22 protein-coding genes, 2 tRNA genes and 1 pseudogene are annotated in these 19,890 nt (G+C 34.8%); 9 read left to right on the top strand and 16 right to left on the bottom strand.

Annotation, left to right across the window (positions count from 1 at the left end; all coding sequences use genetic code 11):
- Positions 1-52: 52 nt before the first annotated feature.
- The 11 genes from rplL to rpsL form a co-directional block, all read right to left on the bottom strand.
- Positions 53-454: a 50S ribosomal protein L7/L12 gene (gene rplL / locus OOK84_RS05355; protein WP_264731424.1), complete on the bottom strand. Its 402-nt coding sequence runs from the start codon at positions 452-454 to the stop codon at positions 53-55.
- 26 nt (positions 455-480) lie between these two features.
- The gene (gene rplJ / locus OOK84_RS05350; RefSeq protein ID WP_253307300.1) at positions 481-999 is read right to left on the bottom strand and encodes a 50S ribosomal protein L10; all 519 of its coding nucleotides are present in this window, start codon (positions 997-999) and stop codon (positions 481-483) included.
- Positions 1,000-1,011: 12 nt separating this feature from the next.
- Positions 1,012-1,665, bottom strand: coding sequence for a 50S ribosomal protein L1 (rplA, locus tag OOK84_RS05345; protein ID WP_182183217.1), 654 nt, complete (start codon positions 1,663-1,665; stop codon positions 1,012-1,014).
- Between the two features lie 4 nt (positions 1,666-1,669).
- A complete protein-coding gene (locus OOK84_RS05340; protein ID WP_264731423.1) occupies positions 1,670-2,110 on the bottom strand; it encodes a 50S ribosomal protein L11 in 441 nt (146 codons plus the stop codon).
- 2 nt (positions 2,111-2,112) lie between these two features.
- Positions 2,113-2,949 (bottom strand): transcription termination/antitermination protein NusG, encoded by an 837-nt coding sequence (gene nusG / locus OOK84_RS05335; RefSeq protein WP_319803091.1) that lies wholly within the window; start codon positions 2,947-2,949, stop codon positions 2,113-2,115.
- A complete protein-coding gene (secE, locus tag OOK84_RS05330) occupies positions 2,939-3,139 on the bottom strand; it encodes a preprotein translocase subunit SecE (RefSeq protein ID WP_205517846.1) in 201 nt (66 codons plus the stop codon). The genes nusG and secE overlap by 11 nt, the downstream gene beginning before the upstream one ends.
- A 19-nt stretch (positions 3,140-3,158) precedes the next feature.
- Positions 3,159-3,231: transfer RNA gene (locus OOK84_RS05325), tRNA-Trp, on the bottom strand.
- Positions 3,232-3,244: 13 nt separating this feature from the next.
- A complete protein-coding gene (gene tuf, locus OOK84_RS05320; protein ID WP_264329094.1) occupies positions 3,245-4,417 on the bottom strand; it encodes an elongation factor Tu in 1,173 nt (390 codons plus the stop codon).
- Between the two features lie 11 nt (positions 4,418-4,428).
- Entirely contained in the window at positions 4,429-6,501 is a 2,073-nt protein-coding gene (gene fusA / locus OOK84_RS05315) for an elongation factor G (protein WP_253307295.1), read from the bottom strand.
- Positions 6,502-6,522: 21 nt separating this feature from the next.
- Entirely contained in the window at positions 6,523-7,002 is a 480-nt protein-coding gene (rpsG, locus tag OOK84_RS05310; RefSeq protein ID WP_253307294.1) for a 30S ribosomal protein S7, read from the bottom strand.
- Positions 7,003-7,007: 5 nt separating this feature from the next.
- Positions 7,008-7,382: a 30S ribosomal protein S12 gene (gene rpsL / locus OOK84_RS05305; RefSeq protein WP_006279787.1), complete on the bottom strand. Its 375-nt coding sequence runs from the start codon at positions 7,380-7,382 to the stop codon at positions 7,008-7,010.
- Between the two features lie 535 nt (positions 7,383-7,917).
- Here rpsL and OOK84_RS05300 point away from each other — a divergent pair.
- Positions 7,918-8,091 (top strand): hypothetical protein, encoded by a 174-nt coding sequence (locus OOK84_RS05300; protein WP_264731421.1) that lies wholly within the window; start codon positions 7,918-7,920, stop codon positions 8,089-8,091.
- A 92-nt stretch (positions 8,092-8,183) separates the two neighbouring features.
- Here the strand turns inward: OOK84_RS05300 and OOK84_RS05295 are convergent.
- Positions 8,184-8,260, bottom strand: a tRNA-Arg gene (locus OOK84_RS05295).
- Positions 8,261-8,408: 148 nt separating this feature from the next.
- Here OOK84_RS05295 and OOK84_RS05290 point away from each other — a divergent pair.
- The 7 genes from OOK84_RS05290 to OOK84_RS05260 all read left to right on the top strand — a co-directional run bounded on the left by OOK84_RS05290 (position 8,409) and on the right by OOK84_RS05260 (position 14,284).
- Positions 8,409-9,137, top strand: coding sequence for an ABC transporter ATP-binding protein (locus tag OOK84_RS05290; protein WP_253309408.1), 729 nt, complete (start codon positions 8,409-8,411; stop codon positions 9,135-9,137).
- Between the two features lie 173 nt (positions 9,138-9,310).
- A complete protein-coding gene (tatA, locus tag OOK84_RS05285) occupies positions 9,311-9,478 on the top strand; it encodes a twin-arginine translocase TatA (protein WP_006013840.1) in 168 nt (55 codons plus the stop codon).
- A 289-nt stretch (positions 9,479-9,767) separates the two neighbouring features.
- Positions 9,768-10,862: a hypothetical protein gene (locus tag OOK84_RS05280; protein ID WP_264731420.1), complete on the top strand. Its 1,095-nt coding sequence runs from the start codon at positions 9,768-9,770 to the stop codon at positions 10,860-10,862.
- Between the two features lie 226 nt (positions 10,863-11,088).
- Positions 11,089-11,745, top strand: a complete 657-nt coding sequence (locus tag OOK84_RS05275) for an exopolysaccharide biosynthesis protein (RefSeq protein WP_264731419.1) — start codon at positions 11,089-11,091, stop codon at positions 11,743-11,745.
- A gap of 90 nt (positions 11,746-11,835) precedes the next feature.
- On the top strand, positions 11,836-12,492 hold the full coding sequence (locus tag OOK84_RS05270) for an exopolysaccharide biosynthesis protein (RefSeq protein WP_264687737.1): 657 nt from the start codon (positions 11,836-11,838) through the stop codon (positions 12,490-12,492).
- Positions 12,485-13,858 carry a cysteine--tRNA ligase gene (gene cysS / locus OOK84_RS05265; RefSeq protein WP_253309411.1) on the top strand — a complete coding sequence of 458 codons (1,374 nt, stop codon included), beginning with the start codon at positions 12,485-12,487 and terminating at the stop codon, positions 13,856-13,858. The genes OOK84_RS05270 and cysS overlap by 8 nt, the downstream gene beginning before the upstream one ends.
- Positions 13,859-13,864: 6 nt before the next feature.
- Complete coding sequence (locus OOK84_RS05260; protein ID WP_096560637.1) at positions 13,865-14,284, top strand: YqaA family protein; 420 nt, start codon at positions 13,865-13,867, stop codon at positions 14,282-14,284.
- Positions 14,285-14,435: 151 nt separating this feature from the next.
- Here the strand turns inward: OOK84_RS05260 and OOK84_RS05255 are convergent, their stop codons facing one another.
- Together OOK84_RS05255 and gatB are read right to left on the bottom strand one after the other, a co-directional pair.
- Complete coding sequence (locus OOK84_RS05255; RefSeq protein ID WP_264732580.1) at positions 14,436-15,266, bottom strand: NB-ARC domain-containing protein; 831 nt, start codon at positions 15,264-15,266, stop codon at positions 14,436-14,438.
- A gap of 996 nt (positions 15,267-16,262) precedes the next feature.
- Positions 16,263-17,678: pseudogene (gene gatB, locus OOK84_RS05250) on the bottom strand (Asp-tRNA(Asn)/Glu-tRNA(Gln) amidotransferase subunit GatB); the annotation flags it as partial.
- A gap of 374 nt (positions 17,679-18,052) precedes the next feature.
- On the opposite strand from gatB, the gene ruvX reads away from it, so the two are divergent.
- The gene (ruvX, locus tag OOK84_RS05245) at positions 18,053-18,520 is read left to right on the top strand and encodes a Holliday junction resolvase RuvX (RefSeq protein ID WP_253309368.1); all 468 of its coding nucleotides are present in this window, start codon (positions 18,053-18,055) and stop codon (positions 18,518-18,520) included.
- A 44-nt stretch (positions 18,521-18,564) separates the two neighbouring features.
- Here the strand turns inward: ruvX and ruvC are convergent, their stop codons facing one another.
- Positions 18,565-19,053: a crossover junction endodeoxyribonuclease RuvC gene (gene ruvC, locus OOK84_RS05240; RefSeq protein ID WP_253309367.1), complete on the bottom strand. Its 489-nt coding sequence runs from the start codon at positions 19,051-19,053 to the stop codon at positions 18,565-18,567.
- Complete coding sequence (locus tag OOK84_RS05235; protein WP_264731416.1) at positions 19,054-19,881, bottom strand: cytochrome c oxidase subunit 3; 828 nt, start codon at positions 19,879-19,881, stop codon at positions 19,054-19,056.
- Between the last annotated feature and the right edge of the window lie 9 nt (positions 19,882-19,890).

Here is a 19,890-nt window from a genome sequence, read left to right as displayed (position 1 = left end):
ATACCCCAAACTAATTAAAAGAGCTATATCAATAAAATTAATACATTAAATATTATTCAAGCTCCACTTTAGTTGCTCCTGCTTCAATAAGTTTTTGCTTGATTTTTTCTGCTTCGTCTTTAGGAACATTAGCAGTTAAATCTTTAGGTAAAGATTCAACCAACTCTTTTGCTTCTCTTAAATTCAATGTAGAATTAACTTCTCTCACAGCTTTAATAACTTCTATTTTTTTTTTCGCATCAATTTCTTTAATCACAACTTTATACTCAGCTTTTTCTTGAGCAGCAGGAGCAGCAGCATTATCACTAATAGGCGCCCCAGCACCAACAGCCCCACCAAGAAAAGAACCAGCAGGCAACCCTATTTTCTCTTCTAGAACTTTTACAAGTTCAGAAGCCTCTAATAGGTTTAAAGATAATATTTTATCAACCAAATCACTTGTTACATTACTCATAATTACCACCTTACTTAACAACAAATTTATTTTTTAGAACTATAATAATCCAAAACTCTCATAAGCCTCATAGAAGATGAATTAATAGACAACGCCAATCGAGCAGGAATATCATAAGATATTAAACGCATAATTTTAACACGCAACTCATCCAAAGAAGGCAACTTAGCCAGTTTATTAACATCTTCCACTGTTAACAATTCATTTATATGAGCCGCGCAAATCACAGACATTTTTTCTTTGTTAGCATTAATAAAATCAACTATTAACTTTGCAGCTTCTACTATGCCACTAGAGTATATAATAGCAACAGAACCAGAAAATTTGCCTGATAAATAAGAAAATTTACCAGTCCTTTCCAAAGCCAAGCGCGCTAGAGTGTTTTTAACTACTAATACCCCACCTGCTATAGACTTCAGGCTATTCCTCAGAGTTAATGAATCATTAGCATTTATAGATTTAAAATTTACTAATATCAAGAAATCATTATTTACAAATACGTTTATTGTGCTCTGTATAAATTCATCCTTATTTTTACGCTTCACGGTATCACTCCCTTAAATTATATCTTCCACTTTGCTTATCTTATAAGCTTCACCCATAGTTGAATTTAAAAAAACACCCTTAAAGTAAATTCCTTTCGCAGAAATAGGTTTATTATCTTTAATTACTTTAAGAAAGGCTTTTAAATTTTCTAGCAAGTCATCAATATCAAATTTAATATTTCCTAATTTACCATGAATAACACCATTTTTATCTGTTCTAAATTTTATCTGACCAGACTTAATGGTTTTAATAGCTTCTGCAATGTTAGAAGTCACAGTACCAAATTTAGGGTTAGGCATCAGCCCTTTAGCACCCAATACTTTTGCAATAGGAGTGATTTTTGCCATAAAATCAGGAGTAGTAATGCACCAATCAACATCTAATTTTCTACCCTTTTTTATTTCTTCAACTAAATCCTCTCCTCCTGCAATATCAGCACCAGCTTTTTCAGCTTCTAATAAATGTTTATCTTGAGCGAAAACAGCTACTTTAATATTCTTCCCGATACCTTTAGGCAAAACTACTGTACCACGCACCTGCTCTTCAGATTTACGTGAATCTACGCCTAAATTGACTGCAATATCAACTGATTCATTAAATTTTGCTGAAGCAGACTCAATAATCTTCTTCAAACACTGCTTAGGATTATCATTATATGTATTCATTTACCTAACCTTCCACAACTTCTATACCCATAGATTTTGCAGTACCTACAACCATTTTCACTGCTGAATCTTCATTATCCACTTTCATATCAACCATCTTGCACTTTGCCACTTTAATTATAGCAGACATAGGTAATTTAGCCACTAATTCTTTACCAGGATTACCAGAACTTTTACTTAATTTAGCCTCCTGCTTAAGTAAATAAGCCACAGGTGGACCGCTGACAGTAAAATCATGAGAGCGATCATCCTTTATGGAAATTCGCACTGTTACTAAATTGCCTACTTTATAATTAGCGTTAGCAGCGCTAGTAACTTTATTAAAAGCTTCACAAAACTTAGGAACAGGTATACCACGTGGACCAAGTACTGAAGCAATTTTCGGTCCTGGAATTGCTTTCCCAGCTTCCATAAGTAAGTTAATCTTAGCAACTATAACACTCATAATTAATCCTCTATTTTCTCTACTTGAGCCAGATCAAGCTCTATTATTGTCGGCTTACCTAAAATTGATACTTCCACATTAATAATTTTTTTCTCATCGTTTACCATATTTACCTTACCAGTAAAATTTTGAAAAAGACCATTATTAATTTTCACTTTTTCACCTTTTTCATAACCATAACCTAACTTCTTTGTCTCTTGAGCATTATAAAGTGCATTACACATTGAGTGAATCTCATCATCCAAAATCACCTTTGGAATATTACCATTTTTCAAAAATCCATAAACCTTAAGAGATTTTGGTATATTATTGATAAAATTCAATACTTCATCGCATAAATTCACGTATAAAAAGACATAACCAGGAAAGCATTTCCTTCGTGTAGCAATTTTCTTAGATTTCAACTCTACTTCACTTAGCTCTTCATATGGAATAAAAACTTCCTTAAAGTAATCATTAACACCCAATCTCATAGAATTTTCCAATATATGTTGGCGCACTTTCTCTTCACAATTGGAAGCAACTCTCAAGATATACCATTTATATCTATTAAATTCTTTACACTTTAAACTTATCTCATCATCTGAAATCATCTCAAAATCACCAGATTCGCCACTGCAGAATCCAGGCGTTTGATTCAAAATATTTTTGCTTTCATCACATAGATGCATATATACATACACTTCACATAACTCTTTTATATCAGACTTTGAATTACATACCGTTTGATAAGGAATAAACACTTCCTTAAAATAAACAGCATTACTTACCAATTCGCGTATATTTTGCTCATATCCATAATCAACTCTAATGATATACCATTTATATTCACATTCCATAAATAATTCCAAATAAAGCCTTAATTACGTAAAGAGACATAAAATCCACAAAACAGAAGAAAATCGAAAAGCATAATATAACAATCATCACAACAAATAGAGATGACAACACCTCCTGTTTCTTTACCCAAGCAATTCTTCGTATTTCTTGCTTTATATCATAGAAAAAAACACACAAACTTTTTAACATTTTCACCACAACATTAATGCAGGAGCGATAGGAATTGAACCTACAACCTCTGGTTTTGGAGACCAGCGCTCTACCAATTGAGCTACACTCCTATAACTCAAACTCTCACTCCAAAATTTCAGAAACAACACCAGAACCAACAGTTCTACCGCCTTCTCTTATCGCAAAACGCAATCCCTTATCCATTGCTATCGGTACTTGCAATTCTACTTCTACACTCACATTATCTCCTGGCATTACCATCTCCTTCCCATCTAGCAATTTTATGCTCCCGGTTACATCCGTTGTCCTTAAATAAAACTGTGGCTGGTAATTCGCAAAAAATGGTGTATGCCTTCCTCCTTCCTCTTTCTTTAATATATAAACCTCCGCCCTAAACTTTCTATGCGGCGTTATCGTCCCCGGTTTTGCTAATACTTGCCCTCTCTCCACTTCTTCTCTTTTTGTTCCTCTTAACAATATTCCTACATTGAGTCCTGCACTCCCCTTATCCAGCAACTTCTTAAACATTTCTACACCTGTGCATATCGTCTTTTGCGTCGCTTTCAGACCTATTATCTCTATCTCTTCTCCCGTCTTTATCTCTCCCTTCTCTATCCTTCCTGTTACCACCGTTCCTCGCCCCGATATCGAAAATACATCCTCGATTGGCAATAAAAATGGTAAATCCACAGGCCTTGGTGGAACCGCCACATACTCATCTAACTTTTCCATCAATTTATCTATTGATTTCTTTCCATATTCGCTACTGTCATCCTCCAGCGCTTTCAATGCAGACCCCACTACCACAGGCACTTCATCCCCTGGAAATCCGTATTTATTCAGCAATTCCCTCACTTCCATTTCTACCAAATCTATCATATCAGCATCAGCAACATCAGCTTTATTTATATACACCACGATATATCCAACACCTACCTGCTTCGCTAGCAATATATGCTCTCTCGTTTGTGGCATTGGCCCATCAACCCCCGACACTACCAATATCGCCGCATCCATCTGTGCTGCACCTACTATCATGTTCTTTACATAGTCAGCATGTCCAGGACAATCAACGTGTGCATAATGCCTTTTTTCCGTCTGATACTCAACATGCGCTGTTGCTATCGTTATCCCCCTTTTCCTTTCTTCTGGCGCCTTATCTATCTGATCGTACGCTACAAAATTTCCATAATGCTTTGTTATCGCCGCTGTTAACGTTGTCTTCCCATGATCCACATGTCCTATTGTTCCCACATTTACATGCGGCTTTCCAAATGCTTCCACTACTGCTGTCATAATTATTACCCTTAATTATACTTTAACTTTAACTCATCAACCACATATTGTGGTACTTGTTCATAATAAGAAAAATGCATACTATACTGAGCTCTTCCCTGAGATATAGAACGCAAAACATTTATATAACCAAACATATTCGCAAGAGGTACGAAAGCAAGAATTATAGTGCTACTATTATGCGTTTCCATACTTGAAACTTGCCCCCTTCTGCTATTTACATCGCCCATGATATCGCCCATATACTCTTCAGGCGTAATGATTTCAACTTTCATTATAGGTTCTAACATTTTTGGACCAGCTTTGTTTGCCATCTCTTTAAAAGCACCTTTAGCAGCAAGTTCAAAAGCTAAAGGACTAGAATCAACTTCATGGAAAGCACCATCAATAAGGGTAGCCTTAAAATCAATAACCGGAAAACCAGAGATCATGCCTCCTTCTTTTATCAACTCTAAACCATTTTGTACACCAGGAATATATTCTTTTGGAATTGCACCACCTACAATTTTACTTTCAAATTGAAACCCAGAACCAGGCTCAAGAGGTTCAAATATAATCTTTACTTTTGCAAATTGGCCAGCACCGCCGGACTGTTTTTTATGAGTATAATCAATTTCAACAGATTTAGTGATAGTTTCACGATATGCAACTTGAGGCGCACCGACGTTAGCTTCAACGTTAAACTCGCGCTTCATTCTATCAACAATAATCTCAAGATGCAGCTCACCCATGCCTTTCAATATAGTCTGTCCACTCTCCGCATTTACTGACATTCTTAAAGAAGGATCTTCTGCAACCAATCTATTTAAAGCAACACCTAATTTTTCCTGATCTGAAGTAGTTTTAGGTTCCACAGCAATTTCAATAACAGGCTCAGGAAATTCCATACGCTCTAATAATATAGGAAAATCAGGTGAACATAAAGTGTCACCAGTAATTGTTCTCTTTAATCCAACTAAGGCAACTATATCGCCAACTTTAGCTTCGTTTATATCTTCTCTGTTATTTGCATGCATAAGCAGCATTCTGCCAATTCCTTCAGTCTCATTTTTTCCCGCATTTAACACAGCGGATTTGGATTTTAACTTACCGGAATAAATACGAATAAACGTCAAGCTGCCTACAAACTTATCCGTCATTACTTTAAACGCAAGAGCAACGAATTTCTCTTTTTCTGAAGGTTTGATCTCAATTTTCTTTTCTGAATCTTTAGGATCAGTTCCAACAATTACATCAACATCAATAGGAGAAGGTAAAAAGTCAACCACACCATCTAAAAGTGGTTGTACGCCTTTATTTTTAAAAGCTGATCCACATAATACAGGAACAAATTTTCCTTTGATAGTTCCATTTCTCACGCATTTTTTCAGTAAATCTACTGGCAGATCATTAGACTCAAAGTAAGTATTCATCGCTTCATCATCCATCTCAGCTGCAGCATCTAATAAAAGATTTCGATATTCTTGAGCCTTGTCAAGCAAATCAGAAGGAATATCTTCATAAGAAAATTTAGCACCCAACGTTTCTTCTTGCCATATAATGGCTTTCATAGAAATAAGGTCAATTATACCTTTGAAATCTTTCTCACTTCCTATTGGCAACTGAATGACTAAAGGTGCTGCACCAAGCTTCGTCTTTATCATATCAACACATCGATAAAAATTTGCCCCTATTCTATCCATCTTATTAACAAAGCAGATACGAGGAACGCTATATTTATCAGCTTGACGCCAAACTGTTTCAGATTGAGGTTCAACTCCAGCAACTCCATCAAATACAGCAACTGCACCATCCAAAACCCTTAAAGATCTCTCAACTTCAATAGTGAAATCAACGTGACCTGGAGTGTCTATTATATTGACCCTATGATCATTCCAAAAACATGTTGTTGCAGCAGATGTGATTGTAATACCACGCTCTTTTTCCTGCTCCATCCAATCCATAGAAGCTGCCCCATCGTGCACTTCACCAATTCTATTTTGCTTACCAGTATAAAATAAAATACGCTCTGTTGTGGTAGTCTTACCAGCATCTATGTGAGCCATTATTCCTATATTTCTGTATTTAGATATCCCAATTTCCATATCACAATTAATTAGCTAACATTAAAAACGAAGATGAGAAAATGCCTTATTAGCCTCAGCCATTTTATATTTTTCTTCGCACATCTTAAACGCACCACCGCGTTTATTATAAGCATCCAGTATTTCAGATTGCAAACAATCAACAGTGGTTTTTCCACTCTTTTTTCGAGCAGCAGAAGTTGCTTTAGCAATCCACCTTAACGCTAAAGAAATCGCTCTATCTTGTCGAACTTCAACAGGCACTTGATAAGTTGCACCACCAATGCGTCGAGAACGCACTTCTATAGAAGGAGTAACATTTCCTACCGCTGTTTCAAAAATTGATAACCCACCTTCACCTATTTTCTTTTCAGCTAAAGACAAAGCGTCATAGATAATCTTTTCTGCAGTAGATTTTTTACCACATTTCATGATTGTATTAATGAAACGCATCAGCAAAACACTGCCATAACGCGAATCAGGACTTATTTCTCTTTTTTTTGCTTTATTCCGACGAGCCATAAATTTTAACCAGATTTCTTTACACCATATTTTGAACGAGCTTTCTTTCGATTTTGCACGCCACGCAGATCAAGGGCACCTCTTATTATGTGATAACGCACACCTGGCAAATCTTTAACCCGCCCACCACGTATCAAAACAACAGAATGCTCTTGTAAATTATGACCTTCACCAGGTATATAAGCTGTCACTTCACCATACCCACTAATTTTTACTCTGGCTACTTTACGGAGTGCTGAGTTAGGCTTCCTAGGAGTTGTAGTATACACCTTAGTGCAAACACCCCTCCTTTGAGGGTTGCTTTCTCCCAAAGCTGGTACCTTTTTCTTGTGGGTCAATCCTAATCTACCCTTACGTATTAATTGATTTATCGTAGGCATATGTTATAAATTCAAGCTCATTAAAATAACTAAGTTTTTAGTTATAAAATAATAAACCTCAATAGTCAATATAAAAATAAACATTACTACTCTAATAATTAAGCTCAACTGCTTTGAAAGCCATCAGTAGACTTCTTGCACTACCTCCCAAGCCACAATTGTCATTCAGTAGAAACGAAAAACTTCCTTGACAAACTCCGCCAGCCCCCTTATTATGACAATAAGGGTATTTATGACTCAAAACTTGTTTTTGACCTGCAGGCTCAATGACAAAATTCAGTAAAAAACTTAGGGTATTTTTTGGCGGATTACATAAAATTATAGCGGCTGCATGTCTTTTAAATTTTTTCTACATTCAGCCAAACCGCGCTTATTTTAAGCGTTAGCACATTATTACAGCGCCAGTTTAAATTATTATAGGGTCAAAACTCGCACCACGGGAGTTCTTTGCCTTTTTTTTCTGCCTGGTAAATTTCTTAAATATTTATAACTAAACGACAACCGTCATCCCTGTAAAGGTCAAGTATCCCGCTACGTGTTAGCGGGATCTATGCTAAGAGATACCGCGAATGAATCGCGGTATGACGGTTCGTGGCGGTATGACGGTTCGTGGCGGTATGACGGTTCGCGGTGGCATGACGATAACCTCGTCATCCCGCTGCTTGTTAGCGGGATCTATGCTAAGAGATACCGCGGCGGTATGACGTAGGGGTTGCCAAGAACTTGTCATTCCAGTGCTTGACACTGGAATAGGTGTGTGTATTTGTGAAAAAAAATCTCCATGAAATTTGTGAAGCAATGTGGTGGGACTAGTGCGATTCGAACGCACGACCTTCGGATTAGGAGTCCAACGCTCTATCCTGCTGAGCTATAGTCCCGTGTTTCCTACCATTTATGTAAAGTTATAGCAAAAAATCCTTCTCTTTTCTAGATTTCTTGCATAACCAATTTATGACGACAAGAAAAATTTCTGTACTTCTTGAGTATAATGCTATTATATTTAATAACATGGTTTAAGTAAAATTAATGCTAGTTAACAACATTGGTTATTTCTATAACAATCAAGACGACTTTGCTTTAAGCAATATAAACATTAAAGTAAAAAAAGGAAGTGTTGCATGTTTATTGGGGCATTCTGGCTGTGGCAAGTCAACAATTTTGAAATTAATTGCAGGGATAGAAAATCCAAAATCTGGAACTATTTTTATAAATGATAGGTTAGTTGCAAGCAATAAGGCATCAGTCGCTATAGAGCATAGAAATATCGGATTGATTTTTCAGCATTCTGCATTATTTCCTCACAAAACAGTAGTAGAAAATATAACCTTTGCTATCCGCAGCTCTTCCAAGAGAGAAAAGCACCTAATTGCATTGGAAATCTTGAAGTTACTCAATATAGAAAAATATGAAAATATGTACCCTAACGCCTTATCTGGAGGACAGCAACAATTAGTTGCAATAGCAAGAGTGATGGCACAAAACCCTGATGTTGTGTTGTTAGATGAACCATTTTCTAATTTGGATATACTGCTCAAGTGCCGAATAAGACAACATATATTGTCCCTTTTTAGAAGTAAAAATATCCCTGTGCTAATGGTAACTCATGACCCGCAAGAAGCATTGAAAGTTGCAGATTTTATCTACGTAATGAAAAATGGTAAAATTATTCAATCAGGAGTTTCTAGCGATATATACCATAGGCCTAAAGATGATACGCTAGCAAAGTTTTTTAGTGAGCTCTCCTCTACTCTATAGTTAAGCGAAAAGTTTCCACTTATTCGCTGCAAGAAAACAATCTAGTTTGGAATTTTTATAAAATAATTAAAAAACCTTGATTTATAATTAAATAAAGGTGATATAATCTATGTGTTACTTGACTTCAGTCAAGTTTTAATATTTAAAGGTCAATATTTTAAATGGAGGTGAAAATGAGTTTAGGACCATGGCAATTGTTTCTAGTCTTAATAATAATTTTAGTTCTGTTTGGTGCAGGCAGATTACCGCAAGTTATGGGTGATTTAGGAAAAGGCATCAAAAACCTTAAACAGGAGCTTAAGGACTCAGAAAAATTATCGTCTAATGAACCAGATCGTTAGCGTCCTCATACTTCGTGACACGCACTAAGGTGCGTGTTACTCACTTAAAGCATCAATTATTTTTCAATCTTTCCGCTTAAGCTGTTGCGTCTGCTTCACCTTCCTCTGAATTCATAATTTTTCTAATATTGTTAAAATGCTTTATAGAAATTTTCGCGGTCACTTTATATAGCATACAAACAAGTCTTGTAGTGAAAATTTAAAAATACAATCATTATTATTAATAAATTTTTATACATACTATACTGATAATGTAAGAGTAAATTTATTTAAATAGTGAGGTACGAAAATGAGTAAAAATAACAATCAACAATACAAAAACTATTCTGAAGATTATAATGGTAAAATAGGTATTAACACTAATGGACAAAAGTTTCAATTAATCAAAAATAACTCAAATCCTGTATACAATTATGAAGTTCGTGATATGGATGGGAATCATATATATAACATTAGAGAACAATGTATACCAAAATTCTTTAATAAGATATATAAGCCTTCAGAGTCAAAGATCTTTGACAAAGCACCAGAAACTATAGAGGAAGTATTACCAAAAGTATTTTCATTCCAAGATGAAGGTATAAAATATAATATAAGGTATGATGACATGTCATCACAAGAGAAGTTCCAAATTCAAAAGGACATTCATGCTGCTTATGAAAATTTTAAAAAATTGTTTGATGTAAACAAACCTGAAACAACTTTAAATTTAGAAGTTAATGTTTTTAACAACAAGAATGATTACCAGAAATATAATGAATTAGCTGGCATTGACGCAGATAATGCTTATGGTGCAACTGATGGTAAAGCGATAGTAGTATACAAATTTGCCGGTATGGACTTTGTTTTAGGTCATGAGCTGGGCCATGTGTTCCAAAATGAGCTATTAACAAATATGAAGAATTCATTAGACCCTGAATTAGTTGGAAATTTAATCGGGAATCAAGTAGAAGAAGAAAATAAAAAAGATATAGATAGTGGACAGACAAAAGAATATAAAACTGAAGAATATGAAAATCCAGCTCATAACAAGGCATTAGAGCTTAGAGAAAGCAATGAAGATGATAAAAAAACAAATATAGTGGAGGAAGAGGAAACAGAAGGAGATACACTATATAATAACAAAGAACTCTATAGAGAAAAAAGAGAAGTGCAAAAAGAAACCGCTAAGCTAGATGATAACACAGAAGAAAGTCAATCTACACAAACGAGTGAACCTGGTGTATTTTCATCTATTGCATCTATTTTTAGAAGTTTTATATCATGGATATGGGGCACAGAAGAAGAAAGTGAATCTATCGAATTATCACAGAGTTCATTGTATTCTGATCCATTAAGTGACGAAAGTCATTATTCACAGTCAGATACTAATGATATACTATAACTTTTTTTTATAGGTAGTTTAACCCTTGCGTGTAACCCAAAAAACACGCAAGGGAAAACTGTATTGCATTGATGCTGTAACAAACAACTTCATTTGCACCAACTGCAAGTATAATGACAAAATTACGATTGTACTTTAACTCTAACAATTAACAATAATAAATGTATATTGAAATACAGCAATAATTACGTTAGTTTAAAAGGAATAGTTTGATTAAAGGATAATTGTGCAAAAAAGTGAGAAACTAACTAAAGATAAAAAACTAGCTTCTGATATTCTAAAAGAGGTTGCAGATACCAATAACAATGATAGCGATAAAGTAACTTTGTTTGACATTAAAACAGCTTTGCATGAGCGCGGTTTTGGTATTTTAATAATCATCTTCTCCTTGCCGCTATCGGTGCCTATACCGGTTCCACCTGGTTATACAACTATTCTTTCTATACCTTTAATCTTATTCTCACTGCAGCTTCTATTTGGATTTGATTCTCCTTGGATGCCCATTTGGCTAGAAAGAAAATCTTTTCAGCGTTCAACACTAGCTCTTGTGGTAGAGAAAACTTCCCCTGTATTAGAAAAAATAGAAAAATTCATGAAGCCAAGACTATCTTTCATTTTCTATGGGCCTGGTGAGAAGATTCTGGCTTTTATGATGTTGCTTTGTGCAATAATAATAGCTCTTCCATTACCTTTTACTCACTTCCTTCCTGCAATTGGCACAACTCTTATTTCACTTGGTATTATGAGTAAAGACGGGTTTCTATCCATATTGGGAGTTTTAGTGTCATTGTGTGCGTTGTTGCTTACTCTTGTTGTAATAGTCAAAGGACCACAACTTATAACCGGAGCACTTTCTCTTCTTAAAAGCTTTACAACAATTTAACAAAAGAATGAAGTACTAGCGCGAAATGAATAATGCATATTGAAATAAAACAATAATTGTGTTAAGAATTACTTTTATCAAGGGTTTTTCGTGTCACAAAATGATAAGTTGACTAAAAGTGATAAACTAGCTTCTGATATTCTAAAAGAGGTTGCAGATACCAATAACAATGATAGCGATAAAGTAACTTTGTTCGATATTAAAACAGCTTTGCATGAGCGCGGTTTTGGTATTTTAATAATCATCTTCTCCTTGCCACTATCGGTGCCTATACCGGTTCCACCTGGTTATACAACTATTCTTTCTATACCTTTAATCTTATTCTCACTGCAGCTTCTATTTGGATTTGATTCTCCTTGGATGCCCAGTTGGCTAGAAAGAAGATCTTTTCAGCGTTCAACACTAGCTCTTGTGGTGGAGAAAACTTCTCCAGCATTAAGGAAAATAGAAAAATTCATGAAGCCAAGAATGTCTTTTATTTTCTATGGGCCTGGCGAAAAAATTTTAGCTTTTGTAATGTTGCTTTGTGCATTATCAATAGCTCTTCCATTACCTCTTACCAACTTTATTCCTGCAATTGGTACGACTCTTATTTCACTTGGTATTATGAGTAAAGATGGGTTTCTATCCATATTGGGAGTTTTAATATCATTGTGCGGACTATTGCTTACTCTTGTTGTAGTAGTCAAAGGGCCACAACTTATCATTGGGGCATTTTCTTTTCTCAAAAGCTTCGTATATGGTTAGGCTTTACAACACCTTAACAAAAAAAAAGGAACTTTTTACACCAATCGATAAAGATCATGTGAAAATGTATGTTTGCGGACCAACAGTATATGACACAGCACATATAGGCAATGCACGGTCTGTTGTTGTGTATGATGTGTTATTTCAGCTACTTAAGTTTTGTTATGGCAAAGTTACCTATGTGCGTAACATAACCGACATTGATGATAAGATAATCAATGCAGCAAGTGAGAAAAATAGCAACATAGAAAGTATAACCACATATTACATTAAAGCTTTTCATGATGATATGGAAAGCATAAATTGTAAAGAGCCAACACACGAACCAAAAGCAACGGAAAACGTAGATTATATTATAGAATTAATTGAACATTTACTGCAATCAGGCCACGCTTACGAGTCTGACAAACACGTGTATTTTAATATAGAATCTTACCATGAATATGGTGCTTTATCAGGAAAAAAAACTGATGAATTGGTTCCAGGTAGCAGAGTTGAAGTTAATGAAAATAAAAAGCACCCTGGAGATTTTGTACTGTGGAAGCCTGCAAGTGATATTGACTACAAACTTTCAAGTTATTGGAATAGCCCATGGGGAGAGGGCAGGCCTGGATGGCATATAGAATGCTCAGCAATGTCATATGCTTATCTTGGCAAAGATTTTGATATTCATGGTGGCGGCATAGATTTACAATTTCCTCACCATGAAAATGAAATTGCACAGAGTAAGTCTGCATTTGCTGGATCAATGTTTGCAAAATACTGGATACATAACGGCTTTCTTACAGTAAGTGAAGAAAAAATGAGCAAGTCCTTATTTAATATAGTCAAAGTAAGAGATTTGCTAGATAGTGGAATAAAGGGTGAAGTAATACGCTATGCACTGCTCAAAACTCACTACAGAAAACCACTTGATTGGACAGAAAACGTTATTTCTGATGCACAGGAAACCTTAAATAAATTTTATCGGTTATTACGTGGCTTAGATACAACGAATATTGATGAAAGTAACGCAGAGATTTCTAAAGATTTTATAGACGCTTTAAAAAACGACTTAAACATTCCTGAAGCTCTAGCTATACTGCATGAAATGGCTGCAAAAATTAACAAAATGAGTAATGAAAGTGAAAAGCTTAAATTAACTGAGAGTTTTGTTAAGAGTGCCAGATTTATTGGTCTTCTTGAGTCAAGTTATCAAGAGTGGTTTGCTGTGGATGTAAATCATCAAGAAATAGAAAGGTTGATAGACTTAAGAAAAATTGCAAAAAAAAATAAAAATTACGATACTGCAGACAAAATAAGGGATCAGTTGAAACAAATGGGGGTTACAATTTCTGACAATGAAGATGGTACAACAACTTGGTAAACTTATATGGAAGATTACTTTCTGCTGTTTAAAGATAGCCTATTATCATCGTTAATCTTGCCTATACACCAAGGCTTTATGTTTGAAGCTATGCTGTACTTTAGATCACATCACAATCTACTACTTATGTTATTTTTTGGAGTACTAGGATCAAGCCTTGGTGGAATAGTTAACTGGTATTTAGGTAGAATAACAATCTCTATACGAAAATCATACCACAAATTAGAAAACGAATATACAATGCCAAAAGTTACAAAAAATTTGCTAATTTTTGCAACTTTATTACTTTCATGGGTGCCAGCACTTGGAAGTGTGATTCAAATTTTATCAGGTTATTTCAAGTTAAACCTTTATATCCTTGCCCCTTTAATCATTCTATCTAATTTCTTCTATTTGTTATATCTAATACTTACTTTTGGCGTATAACACTATAGTACTACAGCTATTAAAGCCCACTTCTGTCATCCTATGCCCTGATAGAAGCGGAGCTATAAATTAAGTGCAAATTTCTAGTAATAGGATGCACCATGAGCTAAAAGTAACTTTATTTGAAAAAATTTCTCTTATACAAATATCATCAGGAGCAAGGTAGGACATTTGTAATTTTCCAAATTACAAATGTTGTTTTAGTATAACAGTCACTTTTATATTTGGATTCAAAGTCAAGCAGTTTCTCTGCTTCTTCTTCATATTCTTTCAGGTAGTCACTAACACTAATTTTTTTCTTACTTCTACGACTTAGTACAATATTGCTTTCGTTTATATATTTTACTGCTTGCCCCAAAGCTAATGGAAAATACTGCAATTCTTTTGTTAGTTTTTTTATTTCTTCATCTTGTAAATTATTTCTTATATTCAAAGCCTTCTTCACAAACCTCAAAGCTTCTGTTTCAGTAAACTCATCTAATTGTATTACTTGTATCTTACCTTCCTCTTCTCCTACTTTCCAATCTTTACTACGAGAAGTAATTAATACGCAAGGCTTGTTATAGTCCTGGCCTAAAGAGAATGGCAAAAACTTACTAATATCCTCATATCCCTCAGCATTATCAAAAATGAACAGGCTTTTCCTTCCCCTTCTTGCAAAGAAAGCATATATTTCTTTAACAATAGTTTCTATCGTCTTGTCATTTCCGTACTTATCCTGGGGAGGAATACCTAGTTTATTATCCTCAGCTAACTTCAGAAAAGAATTCTTCATAATTCCAAAGTTTTCAGCGTTTACCCATACAACATTGCCATCATAATCTTTTCTATATTCATAAGCGTATTTCCTAGCTAACTCACTTTTTCCTATTCCTCCAAGACCACCGATAACAACCATTTGTGATATTGCCGTTAGTTTGCCAGTACTTTCATGCAATTTACCATATATTTCTTGCAATTCGCTGTCCCTCCCAACAAACATCTCAACTGGATATACCATATTAAACTGAATAGGCTTCTCTATCTGCTTGTTATTCTGTGTTGTTGCAACTGCATGTATTTTATGCAGTGTTTTACTATCCTTACGCTGTTGTTTTGCTATTTTACCTATTTCTTTATTCCCTTTCTCTACTTCTTGTCTTATCTCACTTAAAGTACTAGCACACATCTCTACTTTTCGGAAAAGCTCTTCGCCTTCTTTATGTGAAAGGAAACGTCCTTCTCTATCCTTCATCCAACTCCACATTTTCATAAAAAGCGCGTTGTAAGCAGTTTCGTCATTACCAAAGTAGTTGAACTTTTCGATCAATTTGTTACTTATCTCATTTTTGATTAATCCTTCCAGTTCAGCATGGTTAGGTAAATTAACTGCAAACACCAATTTATCTAGAAATTCCTCTATTTTCTTATTTATTTCTCCATCGCTAACTTGTCCACCTACCTCACCCTTTATAAAATCCATATTCTCCTGCAAGTGTGAGATAATACTATTATCAAATTTATATCTTACACTACTGCCTATATTCAGAAACTCATCTTCTGTGTTCATTCTTGTAAATGAAATTCCCTTATCTGCTAGACTTTCAAAGTCAAAACCGACATTTGTGGCAATAACAAAATCTTCTATTTCACCCTCGAACTTTCCTCTACTTTTGATTTTTAAATAAGCAACAAGATATTTTACTAAGCTGAATTCACTACTTTTTCGCCATGTTAATAAGTCACCTATGCTGATTTTTCTGTGTCCATCTTGCTTGTGCTTGATTTGTATGAATCTATGTGTTATTCTTCTGTTTTGTTCATACCGAAGAATAATATCACCAAAACCTTCAGCTAACTCCATTTCCGTAGCCAAGAGGAAAGGACACTTTTTATCCATCGCACGTTCGAGAAAGAATATGAGCCACAATTTTTGATAGGTAATACCATGGTAAAAGCGTTTTACCTCTCCAGCAGGATAACCTTCGGGCACCTTATCTAACTTTTCACTCAAAATTGAATTCACGACATCGGGGCTGGCTTTTCCCTTGGTAAGTTTCATGACTTCACCAACAAAGAAACCATATAATTTTGTTTTACCGCTTTTGTATTCTTGAACTTTATCTTGGTTGTCATTGATGATTTTATCTATTACCTCTGAAATTTGACATTTGTCAGTTATTTGCTTGAGATCCTGCTCTTCTATAATAAGGGATGCAGGTTTGCCAGTTTCAAACATAATATCAAAAATTTGTTTGCCAAGTTTAGCAGAGATTGTTCCATCAACGATAAAATCTAAGAGTTCCAACAAGGCATTTGCTTTGATTGGAGAGCTCACAATATCAATATTTGCTTTATTTAAACGACCGAAAAGCTCTACAGTTAACCAGGTGACCGCGAGCTTTGAATCATGTTTTTTTATCAATTCCTCAAAGTAATCAGCAATCGCCTTATCGGAAGTAATGACATTTGCATCGTATTCGTTGATACCTAATTTTTCAATGTATCGCTGCTTTTTCTGCTCTGGCAACTCAGGCAAAGATGATTGAATTAAATCAATTTTCTCCTGGCTTACCTCAACAGGTAATAAATCAGGCTCAGGGAAGTATCTATAGTCGCTTGCATCTTCTTTGTTTCGCATCACTTTTGTTTTTCCCGAAGCAACGTCAAACAATAAGGTATCTTGACTTATTTCTTCCCCACCTTCTAAAATTTCAATTTGTCTTTGTATTTCATAGTCTATAGCTTGCACAATATAACGTATCGAGTTCAGATTTTTTATCTCACAACGAGTGCCAAATGTGCTACTGCCTTTTAGGCGGACAGAAACATTTGCATCACAACGAAGTGATCCCTTTTCCATATCACCATCACATGAACCAATGTAACGCAAAATCTGCCTCAATTTTTTCATGCATTCTGCAGCTTCCGCAGATGAACGGAGATCTGGTTCTGAAACAATTTCCATTAAAGCAACCCCTGCACGATTTAAATCCACATAAGTTTTGCTTTCCTCATGAACGCTCTTTCCTGCGTCTTGCTCTAAATGAATTCTCGCAATTCTTATTTCCTTTTCATTGTCGTTGATAAATACTCTACCATTTTTAACTATTGGCTCAAAAAACTGGGTTATCTGGTAACCTTGCGGTAAATCAGGATAAAAATAATTTTTCCGATCAAAGTAAGAACACTTATTAATTTCTGCAGAAAGTGCAAGACCGGTGCGTATTGCTTGCTCTATGCAGTAATAATTTAGTATTGGCAGCGTACCTGGCATTGCCGCATCAACTAGAGAAACTTGAGTGTTATGCTCAGCACCAAACTCCGTTGATGAGCTAGAAAATAGCTTCGTATTAGAAGAAACTTGAGCGTGCACCTCAAGCCCAATTACCGCTTCCCAATCCTCTTTCGTCATGTATTTTATTTAAATGATAATCTTAATATTCTGCAAAATTAACACAAAAAGTCAAAACAAAACCCACATTTTTATTTTTTATCTTAACTTTTTAACCTATAGTAATTAAAATATGACCTTACCCAGAAAGAGTGAAGAGAAAGAAAAGGCGTTTTTTTATAATAAAAATGTTTTTTCAAAAGGAGTAGTAATGACAAAAAGAAGAGAATATACAGTTGAGTTTTAATTAGAAGCTGTGTATTAAACAGCGTAGACATTCTGCTATTAATTATTGCATTCCTGAGCAATTTGATTCATTATTCTTTTTGTAAAAAATTTTCTTGACTTTCTCTCTACTTTTTCTGGGTAAGGTCACTTTAAAGGAAGTCTAATAGATGCTACATAGAAATCCAGATGAGTTTCTAAAGTCTATTCCAAAAGATAAGCGCATAATGTGCCTTGACATGGGAGAAAAGCAAATAGGCATAGCATTTAGCGATAAAACACAGCTTATAGCCACAGCTCATAGTGTATATTATAGGAAAAATATGAGCAAAGATTTAGGTTATCTGCATAGAATATTCAAAGAAAATGAAGCTGGATCAATGGTAATAGGACTACCATTAAAAATGGACGAGCAAGAAACTAAATGGTGTAAAACCATAATCCAATTCGCAAATAAAATAATAAAAAAATATAAAGTACATATATACTTACAAGACGAAAGCTTCTCAACATCTATCGCAACTCATACACTAAAAATCACTGGAATATCAATCACAAAATCGAAAAAAATAGATGATAAAATCTCCGCATGTATTATTTTGCAACGAACGTTAGACAAGATAAATACAATCAAATAGTTTTTTCAGATCTGGAAATCTTCAAACTGAATCTCATATAAAAGTTACTCAACAAAACAAGAACCTTTCGTATAAGCATGACAAATTGCTACAGCAAGAGCATCAGCAGCATGGTGACATTTTATACTCAAATTTTTAACTATTTGCTTCACCATAAATATAATCTGATCCTTATCAGCATGGCCATTTCCGGTAATGCTTTTTTTTACATAGTTTGCATCATATTCATTCATAGTTAGCTTTGTTATTTTTAACGCTAAAATTACAACCCCTCTTGCATATCCTAAAGTTAGTGAAGATTTAGGATTTTTATTAACAAAAATTTTTTCTACTGCAGCTTCATTCGGAGAATATTGAAATATTACTTTCTTTAATTGTTCAAAAATTATATGTAAGCGTTCACCTGTACCCAATTTACCATCAGTTGATATGGTACCGCCGCCCAAAAATTCAATATTATTTTTCTCGTTCAGGCTGATAATAGCCCAACCAGTCTTGCTTATCCCTGGATCTAGACCTATTATTTTAACCACTTAATAAACGCTTAACCAATAGACAAACAAAAATAAAAACATCCAGACTACATCTACAAAGTGCCAATACCAGGAGGCAAACTCAAAGCACAAATGGTCCTGAGGTGTAAACTGGCCTTTCCGCGCTCTAAATAAACACACTGATAAAAATATTATTCCTATTATAACGTGTGCGCAGTGAAAACCGGTAATCATATAAAAATTGGATGTATAAATAAGCTTTTCTCCTGTTTCTTGTAGAGAAAAACTCGCTTCATGATACTCTATTGCTTGCACTATTATAAAAAAAAACCCAAGCAATATAGTTATGGACAGCATTTTAATCATGCTCTTTTTATCATTTTCAAGTAAAGAGTGATTTGCCCAAGTAATTGTTGTACCAGAAAGCAATAATATTAATGTATTCATGAATGGTAATGACCATGGATCAGGCGGCAAAATCCCCTCAGGGGGCCATTCAACTTTTTTTGCAGGAGAAAACGCCTCAAATAAAAAAACTGGATCAAGCCAGGCTTTAAAGAATGAACAAAAGAACACTATAAAAAACACGACCTCCGAGAGAATAAATAAGTACATTGCAAATTTGAGTCCATGTTTTACAATGGCAGTGTGACATTTGTCATAAATGGCCTCCCTTATTACATCTCTCCACCAATAGAACAGCACCCCTGATACTGCAGAGATTCCCAGAACTAAACAAAACATTCCGAAAATTTGTTTATGAAGCGCGCCAACTAATCCAAGTGCAAGAATAAGAATTGCTGCTGATATAGCAATTGGCCAAGGACTTGGGTCCACTAAATGAAAATCATGTTCTTTACTTTTCATAGCATTTTA

The sequence above is a fragment of the Wolbachia endosymbiont (group A) of Sphaerophoria taeniata genome (genome assembly GCF_947250735.1).
Taxonomy (GTDB): Bacteria; Pseudomonadota; Alphaproteobacteria; order Rickettsiales; family Anaplasmataceae; genus Wolbachia.
The sequence above is the reverse complement of the archived record's forward strand: the minus strand, read 5'-3'. Positions and strand labels throughout refer to the sequence as shown.

Coding starts and splice junctions, on each gene's coding strand:
- rplL (WP_264731424.1), bottom strand. CDS start 454: ATGAGTAATGTAACAAGTGATTTGGTTGATAAAATATTATCTTTAAAC.
- rplA (WP_182183217.1), bottom strand. CDS start 1,665: ATGAATACATATAATGATAATCCTAAGCAGTGTTTGAAGAAGATTATT.
- OOK84_RS05340 (WP_264731423.1), bottom strand. CDS start 2,110: ATGAGTGTTATAGTTGCTAAGATTAACTTACTTATGGAAGCTGGGAAA.
- nusG (WP_319803091.1), bottom strand. CDS start 2,949: ATGGAATGTGAATATAAATGGTATATCATTAGAGTTGATTATGGATAT.
- secE (WP_205517846.1), bottom strand. CDS start 3,139: ATGTTAAAAAGTTTGTGTGTTTTTTTCTATGATATAAAGCAAGAAATA.
- tuf (WP_264329094.1), bottom strand. CDS start 4,417: ATGACAGCAGTAGTGGAAGCATTTGGAAAGCCGCATGTAAATGTGGGA.
- fusA (WP_253307295.1), bottom strand. CDS start 6,501: ATGGAAATTGGGATATCTAAATACAGAAATATAGGAATAATGGCTCAC.
- rpsG (WP_253307294.1), bottom strand. CDS start 7,002: ATGGCTCGTCGGAATAAAGCAAAAAAAAGAGAAATAAGTCCTGATTCG.
- rpsL (WP_006279787.1), bottom strand. CDS start 7,382: ATGCCTACGATAAATCAATTAATACGTAAGGGTAGATTAGGATTGACC.
- OOK84_RS05290 (WP_253309408.1), top strand. CDS start 8,409: ATGCTAGTTAACAACATTGGTTATTTCTATAACAATCAAGACGACTTT.
- tatA (WP_006013840.1), top strand. CDS start 9,311: ATGAGTTTAGGACCATGGCAATTGTTTCTAGTCTTAATAATAATTTTA.
- OOK84_RS05280 (WP_264731420.1), top strand. CDS start 9,768: ATGAGTAAAAATAACAATCAACAATACAAAAACTATTCTGAAGATTAT.
- cysS (WP_253309411.1), top strand. CDS start 12,485: ATGGTTAGGCTTTACAACACCTTAACAAAAAAAAAGGAACTTTTTACA.
- OOK84_RS05260 (WP_096560637.1), top strand. CDS start 13,865: ATGGAAGATTACTTTCTGCTGTTTAAAGATAGCCTATTATCATCGTTA.
- OOK84_RS05255 (WP_264732580.1), bottom strand. CDS start 15,266: ATGTTTGTTGGGAGGGACAGCGAATTGCAAGAAATATATGGTAAATTG.
- ruvX (WP_253309368.1), top strand. CDS start 18,053: ATGCTACATAGAAATCCAGATGAGTTTCTAAAGTCTATTCCAAAAGAT.
- OOK84_RS05235 (WP_264731416.1), bottom strand. CDS start 19,881: ATGAAAAGTAAAGAACATGATTTTCATTTAGTGGACCCAAGTCCTTGG.